Source organism: Halorussus amylolyticus, from assembly GCF_004143485.2.
In the GTDB taxonomy this organism is placed as follows: Archaea; Halobacteriota; Halobacteria; order Halobacteriales; family Haladaptataceae; genus Halorussus; species Halorussus amylolyticus.
Genome location: NZ_ML974130.1, coordinates 273033 through 290117, shown reverse-complemented (window position 1 = coordinate 290117; position 17085 = coordinate 273033). Strand labels below are relative to the sequence as shown.

Below are 17085 nucleotides of genomic sequence, written 5' to 3'. Positions count from 1 at the left end.
CTCGCGGAGTCACCGCAACGACCGCGCCGAGTTCGCGACCACGACGAGACTGCTCGTGCCCATCGCGACCGCGGCGAACAGCGGATTCAACAGGCCGAGCACCGCGAGCGGGACCGCGACGGCGTTGTAGAGGAACGCCCACCCGAGGTTGTGCCGGATACGCCGTTTCGTGCCGCGAGCGATGGCGAACACTTCGGGGACGGCGTCGAGGCGGCCGTCCACGAGCACCGCGTCGGCGGCATCACCCGCGAGGTCGGTGCCGCTCCCGAGCGCGATTCCGAGGTCGGCCGCCGCGAGCGCGGGCGCGTCGTTGCTCCCGTCGCCCACCATCGCGACCGTTCCGCGTGATTTCAATCGCTCGACCGTCTCGGCCTTGGCTTCGGGTGGAACCCCCGCGAACACCTCCGAGACGTTCGGGTCGGCTCGGAATCGGGCGGTCGCGCGCTCGTCGTCGCCCGTGAGAACTACGACCTCCCGACCCGCTCCGAGGTCTGCGAGCGCGTCCTGCCACCCCTCTCGGGGCGCGTCGCCGACCGCGATGACGCCACGAACTCGGCCGTCCCACCCGACCGCGACCGGAACCGCGCCGTCGTCGCGCGCGGTTTCGACCGCCGCGCAGAGGTCGGTCGAAATCGCGAAGCCACGCGCGTCGAGCATGTCGGGGTGGCCGACTGCGGTGTGACCGGCGTCGTCGGCGACGACGCCGGTCACGCCGCGGTCGTGGACCTCGATTGTTTCGGCTTCGGGCAGTGAGTCAGCGGTGTCAGCGGCGTCCGCGGCGTCCGCGACCGCCTCCGCGATGGGATGGGCGGCGTAGCGTTCGAGCGCGCCAGCGCGGGCCAGCACTTCGTCTGGGCTCGCCGCCCCGGAACCGTCTACGACCACGTCGCGGACCGTCATCGCGCCGTCGGTGAGCGTCCCGGTCTTGTCGAGGACCACCACGTCGGCCTCGGGAGCGGTCTCGAACACGGCGTCGGAGGCGACGACGACGCCGCGGTCGGCCGCCTCGCGGACGCCGGAGGCGACCGCCAGCGGCGTGGCGAGTCCGAGCGCGCACGGACACGAGACGATGAGCACCGTCAGCCCCGCGAGCAGGGCGTCGGCGACCGGCGCGCCGCCGAGGAGGTGCCACCCGGTCGCGACTACCGCGAGCGCGAGGACGGTCGGGACGAACAGCGTCGCGAGTTTGTCGGCGAGTCGCTGGACGCCCGACCGCGAACTCTGTATCTGCCAGAGGAGGTCCACGAGTCGGTCGAGCGTGCTGGCGGCGTCCGCGCCGACTGCGACCACGAGCGGCCCGTCGGCGACCACCGTCCCGCCGAGGACGCGGTCGCCGGGGCGTCGGGTCACGGGCACGGACTCGCCGGTCACGAGCGACTCGTCCACGGCCGCGGTTCCCTCGACCACTTCGCCGTCCACCGGAACGCGCTCGCCCGGTCGGACGACGACGCGCTCGCCGCCCGCGAGGTCCGCGACCGGAACCGCCTCGTGGTCGCCGTCGTCGGTCACCAGAGTCGCCTCGCTCACGCGCGCGCTGGTCAACTCCGAGAGACCGCTCGCGGCCTTGCGCTTGATTCGGTCCTCGTAGTAGTTGCCGAGGGTGACGACGAGGACGATGGCGACGGTCACGTCGAAGTAGACGTGGGTCCGACCGACGACGACAGCCACGGTGCTGTAGAGGTACGAACTCGCGGCCGCGAGCGACACCAGCAGGTCCATGTTCGGCTGGCCCGCCCGGAGGCTGACCACCGCACCCCGGAGGAGCGGGTAGCCCGTGTAAAACAGCACGATGGAGGTCATCAGCCAGACGTTTCCGAACAGGTAGAGACCGTCGAAGCCGCCCAGATTCACGAGGGGGTCGAAACCGAGGTAGGTCGGGTAGAGAAAGAGGACGTACCACACCATCACCATCATGCCGAACATGCCGCCGCCGAGGAGGAACCTGACGACGCTGGTGTCGCCGCGCTCGTCGTCGCCCGCGCCGCGGTCGGGGTCGCCGACCGCGTAGCCGTATCTGTCGAGTCGGCCGCCGAGCGAGTCGAGGTCCGCGCCCCCGTCGTGGACGATCCTGAGCATGTCGGTGGCGTAGCTCGCCTCCGCGCCGTACACCCCGTCGGCGTCGGCGGCGGCCGACTCGATGAACGTCTCGCAGGTCGCACAGTGCATCCCCTCGACGCCGAAGAACGTGCTGTCGGCGTCGTCGGGCGCGTCCGCGAGTCCGGATTCGCGCTCGTCCCGGACCGCCTCGGGGTCGGCCGATTCCACGTCGTCCACGGTCCGCGCGATTTCGAGACAGCCGCGACAGCAGTACCCGCCCGGAACGCCGTCGTCGGTCACGGGCGACCCCTCGGTCGGCAGGCCACAGAGCGTACACTCCTCGACGGTCGCGGTCCCATCGGCCGCCGTCACCCCAGTCGTGCCCATTCGTCACCCCCTCGGAGAGTATTCCGGCGTCGGAAGCGGGAGTTCGAGCGACGGAACGCCGATGCCGAACAGATTCAGGCCGTGGGCCACCAGCGTGTACCCCAGAACGACGAACACGACGCCGAGTACCCGATGGACCCGCCGACTCGCCGACAGCGAGCCGAACACGGTCCCGTACACCAGCAGGGTCGGAAACGTCCCGAGGCCGACGAGCGCGAGCAGGAACGCCGCGCGGGGTGGGTCGCCGAGCGCGAACGCGTAGGCGTATGCGGGGTAGGTGATAGGACACGGCAACAGCGCGTGGACAACCCCCAGCCCCGCGATGCGAGCGTCGCCGACGAACGCGTCCACCCGGCGGGTGAGGACGCCGCTGACCCGCCGAAACAGGTCGCCCAGCGGGCCGAACGACGGGTGCGCGCTCGACCCACCAGCGTAGGAGGCTCCCATCACGACGATGAATCCGCCGGTGAGCAGCGCGGTCACCGCCTGTACGCTCGTTCCGACCGCGAGGAGCCGCCCGGTCGCACCGACCGCGACGGCCCCGATTGCCGCGAGGACCGCCCCGACCGCGGCGTAGCCCGCTGTTCGCCCGAGGTTGAACACGACGTGCTGGCGGACCTGCCGGAGCGTCAGCGTCGTCTCAGCGGACCCCTCTTGGGCACGAATCCGGTCGGCGTAGACGCTCACCAGCGGCCCGCACATACCGACACAGTGCGCGCCGCCGAGCAAGCCGACCGCGAGGAACACCGCGGCGTCGAGGTTCCCGCCCGCAGGGACCGCCCCGGTTCCGTGAAGTGGAACGAATGTCATCACCGTCTCAGACGGTCGACTCCTCGTTCTGGTGCTCGCCCGCGTCTTCGCTCTCGACGGGCGAGGTGAGGAGATAGATGCTCCCGAAGATGAGCAGAACGTTCACCGTCGTCACGACTCCCGCGTACAGGCTCCGACCGGCCGCGAACAGGACGACCGGAGCGAGCGCGAGGAGCGCGAGCACACTTACACTCCGAGCCGAACGGTTCGCCAGTGCCTTTTTAAATCGAGATTGGGTCTCAGACTGGTCCATACGGGCCGTTCGAAGCGGTCGTAGTACCGGTTTTCGACGGTTTTCATCGACTGAGAATCGCGGAGACGCATTAAATACCGAGTGTTCGTACCGTCGCTTATGTCGATAGAGACCACACGGGAACACCCCGAACGGGGCGACGACCCCGACGACCGCCCCCCGGGCTACGTCGTCGGGTCGGGTCCGGACGACGTAGAGCGCGAACTGAGCCACGACGAGTTCGACCCAATCGGAACGCTCGGCATCATCCTCGTGTACTTCGTGATTCTGGCGGTGATGTGGGCGTTCATGTACTTCGTCGAGTTCCTGGGTCGGGGCATCACGGTGGTGGGCTGAGATGGAGATTCACGCCTACGAGAAGTTCTGGCTCGCCGCGGCGCTGTTGCTCATCGTCGGTCTCATCGCCACCGTCTCGTACGGCGCGGTCGGCGCGGGCATCGAGATGATAGGCGACGAGGGCGGTACGGTTGACCCGGAGGCGCTCGACGACCACCCCAAGTTCGGCGACCCCGGCGTCTACGAGTCGGGTGAGGACGAGTACGACGTGTACGTCGTCGCCGAGCAGTTCGCGTTCCGACCGGGCACGTCCGACCCCATCGAGGTGCCCGCGAACAGCACCGTGACGTTCCACGTCACCTCCGCCGACGTGATTCACGGCTTCGAGGTGGTCGGCACCAACGCCAACACGATGGCAATCCCCGGTCAGGTCGCGACCTTCACGGTCGAAGTCGATGGACCGCGCGACTACGGCATCCTCTGTAACGAGTACTGTGGGTCGGCCCACCACGCGATGGAGGGCACGATGGAAGTCGTCCCCGAGGACGAGTACGACGGACCCGAGGGGGGTGACTGAGATGGCGACGTTCGTGGACCGATACCCCGAGGAGGCCGCGGTCGTCAGAGCGACGTTCGTCGTCGCGTTCGTCTCGCTCGGAATCGGCGCGTTCTTCGGGCTGATTCAGGCGCTCCACCGGACCGGCTACGTTCGGATACTCGACTCGGTGGACTACTACACCATCCTCACGGGTCACGGCGTCCTGCTCGCGCTGGTGTTCACCATCTTCTTCCTCCTCGGACTGTTCACGTGGGCGGTCGCGCGAAGCTTAGAGCGTCCGTTGCCCGACATTCGGCTGACGTGGGCGTGGTTCGGACTCACGACCACGGGCGCGACGCTCGTGGCCGTCGCCATCCTCGCGGGACTCATCCCGAGTCTGGGCGTGAGCGCCGACGTCCTCTACACGTTCTACGCGCCGTTACAGGCCCATCCGCTGTTCTACGCCGGACTCACCATGTTCATCGTCGGAACGTGGATGGCCGGGGCGGACTGGTTCCTCGCCTACCGGGCGTGGCGCGCCGACAACCCCGACGACCGCATCCCGCTCCAGACGTTCATGGTGTTGACGACGATGCTGATGTGGTATCTCTCGACCATCGGCGTCGCGGTGTCGGCCGTGTTCTTCCTCCTGCCGTGGTCGTTCGGCATCGTCGAGACGGTCAACCCCCTGCTCACGCGGACCCTGTTCTGGTTCTTCGGCCACCCGGTCGTCTACTTCTGGCTGATGCCCGCGTACCTGCTGTGGTACACCGTTCTGCCGAAGCTCGCGGGCGGTCGGCTGTTCAGCGACCCGCTCGCGCGGGTGGTGTTCGTCCTCTTCCTCCTGCTCTCGACGCCGGTCGGCATCCACCACCAGTACCTCGACCCCGGCATCTCGGAGGGGTTCAAGTTCATCGCGATGACGAACACGATGTTCCTCCTGCTCCCGAGCCTGCTCACGGCGTTCACCGTGGTCGCGTCGATGGAACACGGCGCGCGCCAGCGCGGCGGTGAGGGCTACTTCAAGTGGCTCGGGGCGCTCCCGTGGCGCGACCCCGCGTTCACCGGCATGGCGCTCGCGGGACTCATGTTCGCGGCGGGCGGCTTCTCGGGCATGATAAACGCCGGGATGAACATCAACTATCTCATCCACAACACGCTGTGGGTCCCCGGCCACTTCCACATGACCGTCGGCACCGCGGTGGCGCTGACGATGATGGCCGGGTCGTACTGGCTCGTCCCGCAACTGACCGGCAAGCGCCTCTACAGTCGGCCCATCGGTCTGCTGCAGGTCGTTCTGTGGTTCGTCGGCATGGTGTTCATGTCGAACGCGATGCACCGGGCCGGACTCGCGGGCGTGCCCCGCCGGACCGCCGAACCCCAGTACCAGAGCTTCGACTTCTCGACCGCTCTGGGGAGCGTGGGCGAACTGCAGGCGCAAATCGCGTTCGGCGGCTTCCTGCTGTTCGTGTCGGTCGTGCTGTTCCTGTTCAACATCCTGCTGTCGTCGTTCGAAACCCCGATGGAGTCGCCGGTGGACGACAGCCTGCCCGCCCCCCTCTCGGGGGCCGAGGGGAGTCCGCTCGTCCTCGACGACCTCCGACTCTGGACCGGCATCGCAATCGTCCTCGTGATACTCGCCTACACGCTCCCGCTCGGGAGCATCGTCACCGACGCCGGACTGTTCGGCGACAGCCCCGGCTTCCCGGTGCTGATAGACGCCGTCGCCATGTTGAAGGAGGTGGTAGCGTGAAGCTCACGCGTGCTGGCGTTCTAATCCTCGTGGCGTTCAGCGTCCCGGTCGCCATCGAACTTCGGACGGTGTTCGGACTGTTCGGCATCGACCTCCCGCTCGCGGCTGTCGGCGTGTTCGAGGTGATACTCGTCGCCGCCATCCTCGTCGCGTACGCAATCACGGCCGAACCGGAGACCGCGACGGGGCCCTGACCGATGTCCGCGAACGCCGTCTCGGACTCGACCGTGCGCCTCGGTCGTCCGGCCCGAGCGGCCCGCGCGCTCGTCGTCCTCACGGTCGCGGAGGCGCTCGTCGTGGGCGCGTATCTCGCAATCGCGGACGCGACCGTGCTCTCGGTTCGGCATCTCGCGTACCCGTTCGTCTGGACGAACGCCGCGGTCCTCGCGGTGGCGTACGCGCCGATTCCGCGGCCCAGCGACCGAGTCGCCCGGGGCGCGCTCGTCGCCGCGGCGGGCTACTTCCTCGTCCTCTGCTGGGCGGGCGGTCTCGTTTCGGCGGGAACCGGGACGGGGTTCGGAACGGTGAGCGTGCTCCCGGCGATGCCGGGGTGGGGACCGATACTCACGGTGGGCGGCGGCGCAGTTCACGTCACGCTCGTCCCGTTCAAGGTCGTCGGCTACGTCGGTCTCGCGGCGCTCGTGTACGCCGCGCTCGCGCGAGCGAGTCGCGGCGTGCTCTCGGGTATCGTCGGTCTCGCGACGTGTGTGAGTTGCACCGGGTCGGTCCTCGGCACGCTCCTCGCCGGGACACTCGGTGGGTCTTCGGCCGCGGTTTCCGCGGCGATGGCCAGGTCGTACGACCTCTCGACCGCGGTGTTCCTGCTCACCGTCGCGGCGCTCTGGGTCGGACTGCGCCGGTAGGAGCGCCGATTTTTGCGGTGAACTCGAACCGCCTCAGTTCGACGCCGCGAGAACAGTACCGACTGTCAGACGAAATCCGGTCTCGAACCTCGGAGTCCGAAAAACAGTTCAGGCGGTTCGGCGGTGCGTCCGGCGCTGGAACAGCTTCGACGCGACCAGTACGAACGCGACGAGCGACCCGCCCGAGAGCAGCGCGACGGCCAGACCGGGCGACAGCGCGACGGGACTTCCGACGGTAGACAGGAGCGCGTACCCCGCGACGCCGGTCAGGACGACGCCGAGGACGACGAACACGCCGAGTGCGGTCTTGATGGGGTCGATGACGGTTGTGGTCATGGTTCGTGTGATGCTACGGGCGACTTCCTAATCAAGCCGGAATCCGATTCTCAGGTTTTGAAAAACGGCGACATGGTCTCGGAGGAGTTCGCTCACGCTCACGGTTTGTCGCAGAAAATGGGCCCGCTCGGATTCGAACCGGAGCAAGACATTCCGGGATGCTCACGGCGTTGCGCTTCCGGGCGTGCGACTCGCAGGGTTCGAATCCGCGGTTGGCTATTTGCCGACGCGGTGTGTTGCTCGCACACGCTTCGCGGTGCTCGCGGTCTGCGTCGGCAAAATGGGCCCGCTCGGATTCGAACCGGAGCGAGACGGTCCGGGCGTGCGGCCCGAGCGCGACGCGCTCGGGCCGTTCCGGGCCTGCGACTCGCAGGATTCGAATCCGGGTTCGTTCATTTTCTGCGACCGTTTTCGTTCGCGTCGCTTCGCGCCGCTCACGGTTTGTCGCAGAAAATGGGCCCGCTCGGATTCGAACCAAGGAATCACCCGGTGACCCATGACGCTGGAACACCAGTCGTCAATATGAGCCGGGGGCTTTACCAGACTTAGCTACGGGCCCGCACGTACTGTTTTCCCGTCCCTCCTTTTTAGCCTATCGCTTCGTGGGGTACGAAGCGGTAACGGTGTGAAAACGAACCGGCGAGAGAAGCGCCGTCGCCAGGACTCGAACTCGCCGAGACGGTCCGGGCATGTGGCCCTCCGGGCCATTCCGGGCGTGCGACTCGTCTGCCCGAGTCCTGTCGAGATTGGGTTCTTCGGCTCACGGACGACTCGCTTCGCTCGTCGTCGTTGTTCGCCGAGAGAAGCGCCGTCGCCAGGACTCGAACCTGGGACCACCACGTTAACAGCGTGGCGCTCTACCAGCTGAGCTACGACGGCTTCGAACGCATTCGAATGTATGCGCGAATGCTTTAATAGGACTTTCGTTTTCACCCGCGGGCGGTGAGGCGATACGTTTTCGGAGGCGGGCCGGTAATCGGCAAGCAATGACCGACAGAGACGGGGATTTCGAGGCGGTAGTCGCCGGAGTCGGCGAGCGCATCGACCCCGACGAGCGCGAGCGTGAGCGGATGCGCGAGGCGGTCGGCGCGCTCACCGAGCGCGCCGACGCGGCCATCGCCGACCTCCCGGTCGATGCCGACGTGCGACAGGTCGGAAGCACGGCCCGCGGGACGTGGATTGCGGGCGACCGCGACATCGACCTGTTCGTGCGCTTCCCGTCCGACCTCGACCGCGAGCGACTGGAGGAGTACGGACTCGCGGCGGGCCACGCCGTCCTCCCCGACGGCCGCGAGGAGTTCGCCGAACACCCCTACGTCACCGGCGAGTACGACGGCTTCGACGTTGACCTCGTGCCGTGCTATCGACTCGACTCGGCGACCGACATCCAGTCGGCGGTGGACCGCACGCCGTTCCACAACGACTACGTGGCCGAGCGTCTCCGCTCGGAATCAGCCTCCGATTCGGATGTGGATTCGAGCCCCGACGCGGGCCTCGCTGGGGAGGTCCGACTGTTCAAACAGTTTCTGAAGGGCATCGGCGCGTACGGGAGCGACCTCCGGACGCGGGGCTTCTCGGGCTACCTGACCGAACTCCTCGTCCTCGAACACGGCGGCTTCCGCGAGACCGTCGAGGCCGCGGCCGACTGGCACCCGCCGGTTCGCTTCGACCCGGAGGACCACGGGCGAGCCGAGTTCGACGACCCGCTCGTGGTCATCGACCCGACCGACCCCGAGCGCAACGTCGCCGCGGTCTGTTCGCCAGAGAAGGTCGCCACCCTCCAACACTACGCTCGCGAACTGCTCGAAGCGCCACGCGAGGACCTCTTTTTCCCCGAGCCGACCGACCCACTCTCTGCTGACGGCGTTCGCGACCACGTCCGGACCCGGGGCACCACGCCGGTCGCGGTGCGATTCGACGCGCCCGACATCGTCGAGGACCAACTCTACCCCCAACTCCGGAAGTCTCTCTCGGGGATTCGGGACGCGCTCGACCGCCGGGGATTCGACGTGCTGCGGGCGGCGGCGTTCGCCGACGACTCCGCGGTGGTGCTCGCGGAACTCGAAGTCGCCGAGCGCCCCGCAGTCGAGCGCCACGAGGGGCCGCCGGTCCACGTCCGCCAGCACGCCGCGGGCTTCTACGGGAAGTACGCCGATTCGGACGACTACGGCCCGTTCATCGACGGGGAGCGGTACGTCGTGGAGCGCGACCGGGAGTTCGAGAGCGCAGTTGACTTTCTGGAGAGCGAGGCCATCTTCGACGCGGCGCTCGGCGTCCGGGTCGAGAGGGCGCTCGAAGACGGCTACGAGGTGCTGGTCGGCGACGAGGTGGGGGAGTTGGCCGGTGAGTTCGGGGTGGAACTCGCGGAGTATTTCGACCCGAAGCCGTGAGCGAGTGGGGTGTTGGGGTTCGCCTGGTTTGGACGTGTCAGGGGGACTGCGAACCGGGTGACTCACCGCAAGACGGTGACGCTAGCTACTCCCGGTACATTTGAAACCGCACCGCGACCGCCCTGCACCGCCCCGCGCCCCCGTGCCTCCCCGCGTGCGCTTGCGCCCTCGTGAGGGCGCAAGCGCGGCGCGTCCCGTGGTCCGGTCGGCCTCCGAAAACGCCGTCCCCGTTCGGGCCTCGCGGTCGGATGCACCGCGCACCGGAGGTGCGCGCGTGGGGAGGTGTGGGGACCCTGGGGGATGAAGGGCGAAGGAGGCGCGAGCGACCGATAGGGAGCGAGCAACGACTGAGGGCTTCTTTTCATAGGTACCGGAAGTAGCTAGCTTCAGCCTGCCATTCATCCGTGTCATCGCTTCGACCTCGACTTCAGAACACATCCGATTATCCCAACCCCCTCGCCACGAGACCCAAGGCGACTCGCGTCGTAGTCCACCCGAATCAAATCCCGAAATGTCACACGACCACGCACACGACACCGGACTCCGGGCGCTCGCGGTGGCGCTCACTATCAACACCGTCTTCCTCGTCGTGGAAGTCGTCGGCGCGCTCTACGCCGACTCGCTCACCCTGCTCGCCGACGCGGTCCACATGCTGACCGACAGCGCCAGCCTCGGTCTCGCCCTGTTCGCGGCGTGGGTCACGGCCCGCCCCGCCGACGCCAAGCGGACCTACGGCTACCAGCGCGCCGAGGTCGTGGCGGCGTTCGTCAACGCCATCTTCCTGTTCGCGACCGTAGGGTACATCCTCTACGAGTCGGTCCAGCGATTTCAGGACCCGCGGCCGGTTCGCCCGCTGGTCGTGGTCGGCGTCGGCCTGCTCGGACTCGCCGCCAACCTCGCGGCGGCGTGGGTCCTGCGCGAGCGCCGCGACGTGCTGAACGTCGAGGGCGCGTTCGTCCACCTGCTCGCCGACGCGCTGGGGAGTGTGGCCGCGATTGGCGTCGGCATCGCGCTCGTCTTTACCGACCTGCTGATTCTCGACCCGCTGTTCGCGCTCGTCGTGTCGGGTCTCGTGATATACTCCGCGAAGGACCTGCTCGCCGACAGTCTCAACATCCTCCTGCAGGGGACCCCGCGGGGCGTGTCAGTTGCGGAAGTGACGGAGTACCTCCGGGACCTTCCGGGCGTTCTCGACGTTCACGACGTTCACGTCTGGGCACTGAGTTCGACTGACTACTCGCTGTCGGCCCACATCGTCGTCGCCGAGGACGCCGACCCCGACGAACTCCTCGGGGTGTGTCGGACCCGATTAGGTCGGGAGTTCGACATCGACCACGCGACGATACAGGTCGAGTCGGCGTCGTTCTCGCACGTCGCGGACTTCGACTGTTATCAAATAGACGGGAAACATTGATACAGAAGGCCGTCGTTCTCGGTTGTGATGTGGCGTCCACTCCTCGTCGCGGCGCTCCTCGTCCTCTCGGGGTGTGCGACGACCGGCCCGGAACTCGCCGATTCGACGACGGCCGCCGAATCCGGGGGCGATGCTCCAACCGACCGGGCGCTCACGCCGGAGGACGCCGACCCGTCGAACCCGTGGGGCGACTCGAATCTGACCGTCGCGGTCAACAACACCGCGAACGACTCGCGGAACTTCCACCCGCTCGTCGAAACCGCGCTCGACTTCTGGGCGAACAACAGCACGGAGTACGTCCCGTACTCGGTCGGCTACGACCTCGAACCGAACGCCTCCGACCCCGACATCGTGGTGCGGTTCGTCGAGCGAATCGACTCGTGTGCGAACGTGACCGACGCCGCGGGGTGCGCGCCGTTCGTCACGGCCGAGAGCGGCGTCTCCCCGCCGGTCAGCGTGGAGGTCGCCGAGTCGTACTCGAACGAGTCCACCCTGCTCATCCTCAAGCACGAACTCGGCCACACCCTCGGGCTGAATCACTCGGCCGAACCCCAGTCGGTGATGTCCCCGACTTCGCAACTCACGACCCTGCCCCGGCCCAACGCGACCGAGCGCGACCTGCCGTGGGACGATTCTAACTTCACGGTGTACGTCGCCGACGAAACGGCCGACGGCGACGCCGACCGACTCCGCGAGCAGGTCGGACGCGCGCTCGACTACTACGCCGGCGGCGCGAACGGCACCGTCCCGGCGAACGTCACCGCCGAGTTCGTGACCAACCGGACCGACGCCGACGTGGTAGTGAACGCCTCCGAGGAGCTATCGTGCAGGGAGGCCGAAACCGGGTCGTGCGGTGAGGTGCGGGGCACCGACCCCGACGGCGACGGCGCGCTCGAACAGTACGACGAACTGCACGTCACGCTCTCGGACGTGGACCCCGATGCGGTCGGGTGGCACGTCGGCTACTGGCTCGGCTACGGATTCGGCTTCGAGGACGAGTCGGAGTGGCCCGAACCGTTCCGAAACGCGACCGACGACGAGCGACAGGGTGAGTGGTGGGAGTGAGTCGGACCGTTCGCGCTCGTCCCGGACTCGGCGGTCGTCGCGGACTTGGCGCTCGTCGCGGGCGCAACTGCGCCCGCGACGACCGGCGTCCAGTTCCTTGCTGGGCTACCCCTCGAAGCCGTCCTCCCACCGGAACCGCCCGTTCCGCTGGACGACTTCGCCGTCGATTTCCAGTCGCGAATCCTCGCTCACGTCGGTAATCATATCGACGTGGACCGCCGATTGATTGCCCTCCTCGCCCTCCGGGAGGCAGGACCCGTACGCCCGGCCGACCGCGAGGTGGACGGTGTTGCCCATCTTCTCGTCGAAGAGGATGCTGTCGGTGAAGCGGTCGATGCCGCGGTTCATCCCGATGCCGAGTTCGCCGAGTCGGCGCGCGCCGTCGTCGGTCGCGAGGATGTCTCCGAGTGCCGACTCGCCGACTTCGGCCGACCAGTCCACGACCTCGCCGTCCTCGAAGGTCAGGTGAACGTCGCGGATTCGCGCGCCATTGTGTGTCATCGGCACGTCGAAGTGGACGGTTCCCTCGGGGTCTTCGGGCGCGGTGAACACCTCGCCCGACGGGAGATTGTGCGACCCGTAGGCGACCGACGCCGCGCTGTTGACCGCGGTTCGGTCCTCGATGGACATCGTGAGGTCGGTTCCCTCCTTGACGAGTCGGACCTCGCTCCCGGCGTCGAGGAGGTCCTTCATGTTCGCCATCTCGTCGGCCAGACTCTCCCAGTCCCGGAGGACGGCGTCGTAGACGAAGTCCTTGTACTCGGCGTAGCCCATGCCCGCCTGCTGAGCGTGTGCACGGGTGGGGTGTTGGGTCGCGACCCAGTCGGTGTCGAGTCGGGCGGCCTTGATTCCGGTTCGGGACTTCTTGTACGCCGACCGCCGCCCGCCCGGCACCGAGGCCTCCTCGGCGACGTTCGACTTGCCGCGGAGCGAGAGCACGCTGTCTGCGCGTTCGAGCATCGCCAACTCGAAGTCGGGGTCCTGCTCGAAATCGGCGTCGTGGCCCCGGAGGAACGCCGCCTCCACCTCGTCGGAGATGTAGGTCGCGAGGTAGTTCGCGCCGCGGTCGCCGAGACGCTCGGCGACCGCGACCGCGAGGTCGTGTGCGCCGTCGTCCACCCGAATTACCACGTCGTCGCCCGCCTCGATTCGCGCGCTCCAATCGACCAACACCTCGGCGTGGTCGTAGATTCGCTGGTCCATATCCCACCCTCGGAGCGGGCGGTGAAAACGGCGACGGTTCCCCGCGCCTCGTCGGCGGTCGAGCGAAAAATGCGCCAATCGAGGCTCAGTGCGCGAGCGTCTCCGGACCGGTGTACCGGACGAGCTTCGTCGCCCGGTCGAACTCGATTAGTCCGGTGTCTGAGAGAGCCGGGAGGAAGTGATGGTACAGATGAATTTTCACGTGGTCGCAGTCGGCGACAAACGAATTACGAGGGTCGCGAGCCAGCATCGTCGCGAGTTCGTCGAGCGAACAATCACCGCACTCTGCGACCGCTTCCACGGTCGCCCACTGGCGAGTGAGCGACTGCTCTTCCGCCCGGTCCCGGAGGAGTTCCGGGCCAGCAACGTCGGCGGAGCCAGTTCGGGCGTCGATGTCGTCGGTCGCTTCAGACTCCGAGGACCGAGAGTCGTCGTCCCGGTCGGACTCAACCGAGGATTCGGCGGCCACGCGCGTCCCGTGGAGTTGCGTGACCGCCGTCGCGAAGCCGACGACGCCGCCGACCATCGAGAGCACCGCCACGAGGAAGACGGGTTCGACCAGTCCGGCCCCCTCGAAGCGCCGGTGGAGCAAGACGAATCCCGCGACGCTGTCAGCGAAACGATGCCGCCGACGGTCCACCAGAGCGTGCGCCAGAGTTCGTCGGTCGTGAACTCCCCCGTCGCCAGCCAGAATGCGCCGTACATCAACGCTGCGGGGAGTGCAAAGGTGAGACCGTACTCGACGACCATCCACACCGGCGGGGAGTAGGTGTCGGCCATGAGTCTGACCGCGGCGACCACCCCGAGCGAGAGCGCGAGCAACGCGAGCAGGAGGGCGGGGGCTTCCACCCGGCGGTTCCCGTCGCGATTCGGTGGAGCGTACATTACACAATGTCTCGGGAGGGACTCGTATATGTCTATCCCTCTAAACTATCGTCGAAGGGCGACCGCAACCACGAAACGCCTGCACGCAGAGGCGCGCGAACGAGTACAACGCTTCGAAAATCGATGCCGATTCCGCTAGGGGAACACCAGAATCGTCGCCGAGTCGGTCTCGACCACTTCGACCTCCTCGCCGCCCTCGGCGCGATACTCCTCCTCGATTTCGACCGCGTCGCCGTCGATGGTCACCGTCTCGCCGTCGAGTTCGAGCGAGATTTCGCCCTCGATTTTCTTCTGGTTCTTCAACTGCGTGAAGTCCGACGACTCCAACGCCGCGACGACCTGTCCGGCCTTGTCGCGGAACTGCGGGCCGATGACGCTGTGGTCGGGGTCGACGCCGACCGGGACGAGTTCGACGTTCGGCGACCCGGTTTCGAGGTAGACCGGGGCGTTGACCGCCTCGCTCAGGTCGTAGGTGTCGTAGCCTCGGCCGTGGTCGGAGTAGACCTCGATGCGCTGCAAGTCGGCGTTGAGCGCCATCCCCTCGTCGGACTTCCACGCCCGGACCGTGCTGGCGACTTCGGCGATAACGTCGCCTTTCGCCTCGGCGTCCTCGTCCTCGATGCCGAAGTCGGCGTCGGGCCACGGCGCGACGTGGACGCTCCCCTCGGTGCCGGGCAGGTGGTGGTACACCTCCTCGGCGAAGTGGGGGGAGAACGGCGCGAGCATGCGCATCGACGCCGAGACCGCGGTGTAGAGCGCGTGACGCGCGGCGTCTCGCTCGCCGGGGCGACCCTCGTAGAGCCGCCCCTTCACGAGTTCGAGGTAGTCGTCGGCCAAGTCCTCCCAGACGAACTCCCGGAGTTTGCGGAGCGCCGAGTCGAAGCGGTACTCGCGCATGTCGGCCTCGACTTCTTCGATTGTGCTGGCGAGCTTCGTCAGAATCCACTTGTCGGCGTCCCGGTACGCCGGAGCCGAAATATCGGGCGTGGACTCGTCGAAGTGGCCCGACGAGAACTGGAAGATGTTCCAGCACTTGGTGAGGAATCTGGATGCCGACTTGACCTCCTTCCACTGGAACTGGATGTCGCTTCCCGGTTGGCCGCCGAGCGCGAGCGCCTGGCGAACCGAATCGGCGCTGTACTCCGCGACCGCCTCCTCGGGGCCGACGGCGTTACCGCGGGACTTGCTCATCTTGTGGCCGTCGTCGCCGAACACCATGCCGTTGACGAGCGCCTCGTCCCACGGAATCTCGTCTTCGAGCGCGGTGACCCGGAGGAGGGTGTAGAACGCCCACGTCCGGATGATGTCGTGGCCCTGCTCGCGGAGCGTGGTCGGCGTGAACTCCTCGTCGGGCCACCCCTGGACGTGCATCGGCGAGATGGACGAGTCCATCCACGTGTCCATCACGTCGGTCTCTCCCTCCCAGTTCTCGGCACCGCATTCGGGACAGCTTCCGACTTCGGGGTCTTGCTCGGTCGGGTCGAGCGGGAGTTCCTCGATTTCGGCGACGTGGACGTGGTCGCACTCGCGGCAGAACCACGCCGGAATCGGGGTCGCGAAGACGCGCTGGCGGGAGATGACCCAGTCCCACTCCATCCCCTCGGTCCAGTCTTCGAGGCGGTCGTACATGTGGTCGGGAATCCACTCGACCTGCTCTGCCTTCTCCAGAATCTCGTCCTGTCGGACCTCCACGAACCACTGCTCCTTGCTCAGGATTTCGATGGGCGTGTCGCACCGCCAGCACGCGCCGACCGACTGGTCGGTGGGTTCGGTGTCTTCGAGGTAGCCCGCCTCGTCCAAGTCCTCGGCGATGGTCGCCTTCGCCTCCTCGACGGTCAGGCCCTCGTACTCGCCCGCGAGTTCGCCGAGGCGGCCGTCCTCGGTGAACACCGGCCGGAGGTCGAGGTCGTGTTCGGCCCACCAGGTCACGTCCTGCTTGTCGCCGAACGTGCAAATCATGACCGCGCCGGTCCCGAAGTCGCCGTCAACGTCGTCGTCGGCGAGAAGTTCGACCTCTTGGCCGAACAGCGGGACCTCGAAGGTGTCGCCGATTCGGTCCGAGTATCGCTCGTCGTCGGGGTCCACGGCCATCCCGACGCAGGCCGCGAGCAGTTCGGGGCGGGTCGTCGCGATTTCGATGTCATCGGACGACGTCCGATTGCTCGACGAGCTTTGCTCGTCGGTGTCGTCGTTGTCCACGCCGGAGAAGGTGATGTAGTGGAGCGTGCCCTCGCGGTCGATGTTCTCGACCTCGGCGTCCGCAATCGCGGTCTCGCACCGCGGACACCAGTTCACGGGGTGCTCGTCGCGGTAGACGTAGCTTTCCTCGCCCTCGCCCGCCTCCATCTCCACGAACGACTGCTGGGTCTTCGCCCAGTACTCGCTGTCCATCGTCCGGTACTCCGCCGACCAGTCCTGCGAGAAGCCGAGCGCGTGCATCGTGTCCTTCATGCTGTCGATGCGTCGCTCGGACAGTTCGACGCAGAGGTCGCGGAACTCCTCGCGGGGCACGTCGGTCCGGTGGATGTCCTCTTCCTCCTCGACTTTCACCTCGGTCGGCAGGCCGTGGCAGTCCCATCCCTGCGGGAAGAGGACTTCCTCGCCGAGCAGGCGGTGGAATCGCGCCGCGAAGTCCATGTAGCTCCAGCCGAGCGCGTGGCCGATGTGGAGCTGGCCGGTGGGGTACGGCGGCGGGGTGTCGATGACGTAGTCGGGTTCGCCCTCGTGGTAGTACACCTCCGACTCGCGCCACTCTTCTTGCCACTTCGGTTCGACTGTCTCGGGGTCGTAGCTGTCGGGAACGTCGGTCATGATGGAAGTGTAGCTGACTCTATCGGTGGAAAGTTGGTCCGTCGAGAAAGACGCGCCGCTGCGC

At 67.2% G+C, this 17085-nt stretch carries 16 protein-coding genes and 2 tRNA genes; 9 read left to right on the top strand and 9 right to left on the bottom strand.

Going from position 1 to position 17085, the window contains the following annotated elements; genetic code table 11:
• Positions 1-9: 9 nt before the first annotated feature.
• From EKH81_RS01485 to EKH81_RS01475, 3 genes are read right to left on the bottom strand one after another with little or no spacing between them, the layout of a single operon-like run.
• The gene (locus tag EKH81_RS01485) at positions 10-2424 is read right to left on the bottom strand and encodes a heavy metal translocating P-type ATPase (RefSeq protein ID WP_132058100.1); all 2415 of its coding nucleotides are present in this window, start codon (positions 2422-2424) and stop codon (positions 10-12) included.
• A gap of 3 nt (positions 2425-2427) precedes the next feature.
• Positions 2428-3234 carry a sulfite exporter TauE/SafE family protein gene (locus EKH81_RS01480; RefSeq protein ID WP_132058101.1) on the bottom strand — a complete coding sequence of 269 codons (807 nt, stop codon included), beginning with the start codon at positions 3232-3234 and terminating at the stop codon, positions 2428-2430.
• A 7-nt stretch (positions 3235-3241) separates the two neighbouring features.
• A complete protein-coding gene (locus EKH81_RS01475) occupies positions 3242-3418 on the bottom strand; it encodes a DUF8131 family protein (protein ID WP_238392093.1) in 177 nt (58 codons plus the stop codon).
• Between the two features lie 168 nt (positions 3419-3586).
• Here EKH81_RS01475 and EKH81_RS01470 point away from each other — a divergent pair, with 168 nt between their 5' ends.
• The 5 genes from EKH81_RS01470 to EKH81_RS01450 are packed head-to-tail and all read left to right on the top strand — an operon-like array spanning position 3587 to position 6917.
• Positions 3587-3823, top strand: coding sequence for a hypothetical protein (locus tag EKH81_RS01470; RefSeq protein WP_132058103.1), 237 nt, complete (start codon positions 3587-3589; stop codon positions 3821-3823).
• 1 nt (position 3824) lies between these two features.
• The gene (locus EKH81_RS01465) at positions 3825-4340 is read left to right on the top strand and encodes a cytochrome c oxidase subunit II (RefSeq protein WP_132058104.1); all 516 of its coding nucleotides are present in this window, start codon (positions 3825-3827) and stop codon (positions 4338-4340) included.
• 1 nt (position 4341) lies between these two features.
• Positions 4342-6054, top strand: coding sequence for a b(o/a)3-type cytochrome-c oxidase subunit 1 (locus EKH81_RS01460; protein WP_132058105.1), 1713 nt, complete (start codon positions 4342-4344; stop codon positions 6052-6054).
• Complete coding sequence (locus EKH81_RS01455; protein ID WP_132058106.1) at positions 6051-6248, top strand: CbaC protein; 198 nt, start codon at positions 6051-6053, stop codon at positions 6246-6248. The genes EKH81_RS01460 and EKH81_RS01455 overlap by 4 nt, the downstream gene beginning before the upstream one ends.
• A gap of 3 nt (positions 6249-6251) precedes the next feature.
• Positions 6252-6917: a DUF7546 family protein gene (locus EKH81_RS01450; protein ID WP_132058107.1), complete on the top strand. Its 666-nt coding sequence runs from the start codon at positions 6252-6254 to the stop codon at positions 6915-6917.
• Positions 6918-7025: 108 nt separating this feature from the next.
• Here EKH81_RS01450 and EKH81_RS01445 read toward each other — a convergent pair whose 3' ends face one another.
• The 3 genes from EKH81_RS01445 to EKH81_RS01435 form a co-directional block, all read right to left on the bottom strand.
• Positions 7026-7253 (bottom strand): hypothetical protein, encoded by a 228-nt coding sequence (locus EKH81_RS01445; RefSeq protein ID WP_132058108.1) that lies wholly within the window; start codon positions 7251-7253, stop codon positions 7026-7028.
• Positions 7254-7707: 454 nt separating this feature from the next.
• Positions 7708-7812 (bottom strand) — tRNA-Ile (locus EKH81_RS01440).
• A 247-nt stretch (positions 7813-8059) separates the two neighbouring features.
• A tRNA-Asn gene (locus tag EKH81_RS01435) sits at positions 8060-8132 on the bottom strand.
• A 107-nt stretch (positions 8133-8239) separates the two neighbouring features.
• On the opposite strand from EKH81_RS01435, the gene cca reads away from it, so the two are divergent.
• The 3 genes from cca to EKH81_RS01420 all read left to right on the top strand — a co-directional run bounded on the left by cca (position 8240) and on the right by EKH81_RS01420 (position 12122).
• On the top strand, positions 8240-9643 hold the full coding sequence (cca, locus tag EKH81_RS01430; RefSeq protein WP_132058109.1) for a CCA tRNA nucleotidyltransferase: 1404 nt from the start codon (positions 8240-8242) through the stop codon (positions 9641-9643).
• A 511-nt stretch (positions 9644-10154) separates the two neighbouring features.
• On the top strand, positions 10155-11057 hold the full coding sequence (locus EKH81_RS01425) for a cation diffusion facilitator family transporter (protein WP_132058110.1): 903 nt from the start codon (positions 10155-10157) through the stop codon (positions 11055-11057).
• A 27-nt stretch (positions 11058-11084) separates the two neighbouring features.
• Entirely contained in the window at positions 11085-12122 is a 1038-nt protein-coding gene (locus EKH81_RS01420) for a matrixin family metalloprotease (protein ID WP_238392092.1), read from the top strand.
• 105 nt (positions 12123-12227) lie between these two features.
• Here EKH81_RS01420 and EKH81_RS01415 read toward each other — a convergent pair whose 3' ends face one another.
• Both EKH81_RS01415 and EKH81_RS01410 read right to left on the bottom strand, forming a co-directional pair.
• Positions 12228-13325, bottom strand: coding sequence for an aminopeptidase (locus EKH81_RS01415; protein WP_132058112.1), 1098 nt, complete (start codon positions 13323-13325; stop codon positions 12228-12230).
• Positions 13326-13410: 85 nt separating this feature from the next.
• Positions 13411-13917: a DUF7344 domain-containing protein gene (locus EKH81_RS01410; RefSeq protein WP_162224337.1), complete on the bottom strand. Its 507-nt coding sequence runs from the start codon at positions 13915-13917 to the stop codon at positions 13411-13413.
• Here EKH81_RS01410 and EKH81_RS01405 point away from each other — a divergent pair.
• Positions 13909-14094 (top strand): hypothetical protein, encoded by a 186-nt coding sequence (locus EKH81_RS01405; RefSeq protein WP_162224336.1) that lies wholly within the window; start codon positions 13909-13911, stop codon positions 14092-14094. The two genes, EKH81_RS01410 and EKH81_RS01405, sit on opposite strands and share 9 nt — an antisense overlap.
• Positions 14095-14345: 251 nt before the next feature.
• Here EKH81_RS01405 and EKH81_RS01400 read toward each other — a convergent pair whose 3' ends face one another.
• Entirely contained in the window at positions 14346-17021 is a 2676-nt protein-coding gene (locus EKH81_RS01400) for a valine--tRNA ligase (protein WP_132058114.1), read from the bottom strand.
• Positions 17022-17085 lie beyond the last annotated feature (64 nt).

Excerpts from the sequence above, each read along its gene's own strand:
- EKH81_RS01485 (WP_132058100.1), bottom strand. The coding sequence starts at position 2,424 with ATGGGCACGACTGGGGTGACGGCGGCCGATGGGACCGCGACCGTCGAG.
- EKH81_RS01480 (WP_132058101.1), bottom strand. The coding sequence starts at position 3,234 with ATGACATTCGTTCCACTTCACGGAACCGGGGCGGTCCCTGCGGGCGGG.
- EKH81_RS01470 (WP_132058103.1), top strand. The coding sequence starts at position 3,587 with ATGTCGATAGAGACCACACGGGAACACCCCGAACGGGGCGACGACCCC.
- EKH81_RS01465 (WP_132058104.1), top strand. The coding sequence starts at position 3,825 with ATGGAGATTCACGCCTACGAGAAGTTCTGGCTCGCCGCGGCGCTGTTG.
- EKH81_RS01460 (WP_132058105.1), top strand. The coding sequence starts at position 4,342 with ATGGCGACGTTCGTGGACCGATACCCCGAGGAGGCCGCGGTCGTCAGA.
- EKH81_RS01450 (WP_132058107.1), top strand. The coding sequence starts at position 6,252 with ATGTCCGCGAACGCCGTCTCGGACTCGACCGTGCGCCTCGGTCGTCCG.
- EKH81_RS01445 (WP_132058108.1), bottom strand. The coding sequence starts at position 7,253 with ATGACCACAACCGTCATCGACCCCATCAAGACCGCACTCGGCGTGTTC.
- cca (WP_132058109.1), top strand. The coding sequence starts at position 8,240 with ATGACCGACAGAGACGGGGATTTCGAGGCGGTAGTCGCCGGAGTCGGC.
- EKH81_RS01425 (WP_132058110.1), top strand. The coding sequence starts at position 10,155 with ATGTCACACGACCACGCACACGACACCGGACTCCGGGCGCTCGCGGTG.
- EKH81_RS01420 (WP_238392092.1), top strand. The coding sequence starts at position 11,085 with ATGTGGCGTCCACTCCTCGTCGCGGCGCTCCTCGTCCTCTCGGGGTGT.
- EKH81_RS01415 (WP_132058112.1), bottom strand. The coding sequence starts at position 13,325 with ATGGACCAGCGAATCTACGACCACGCCGAGGTGTTGGTCGATTGGAGC.
- EKH81_RS01400 (WP_132058114.1), bottom strand. The coding sequence starts at position 17,021 with ATGACCGACGTTCCCGACAGCTACGACCCCGAGACAGTCGAACCGAAG.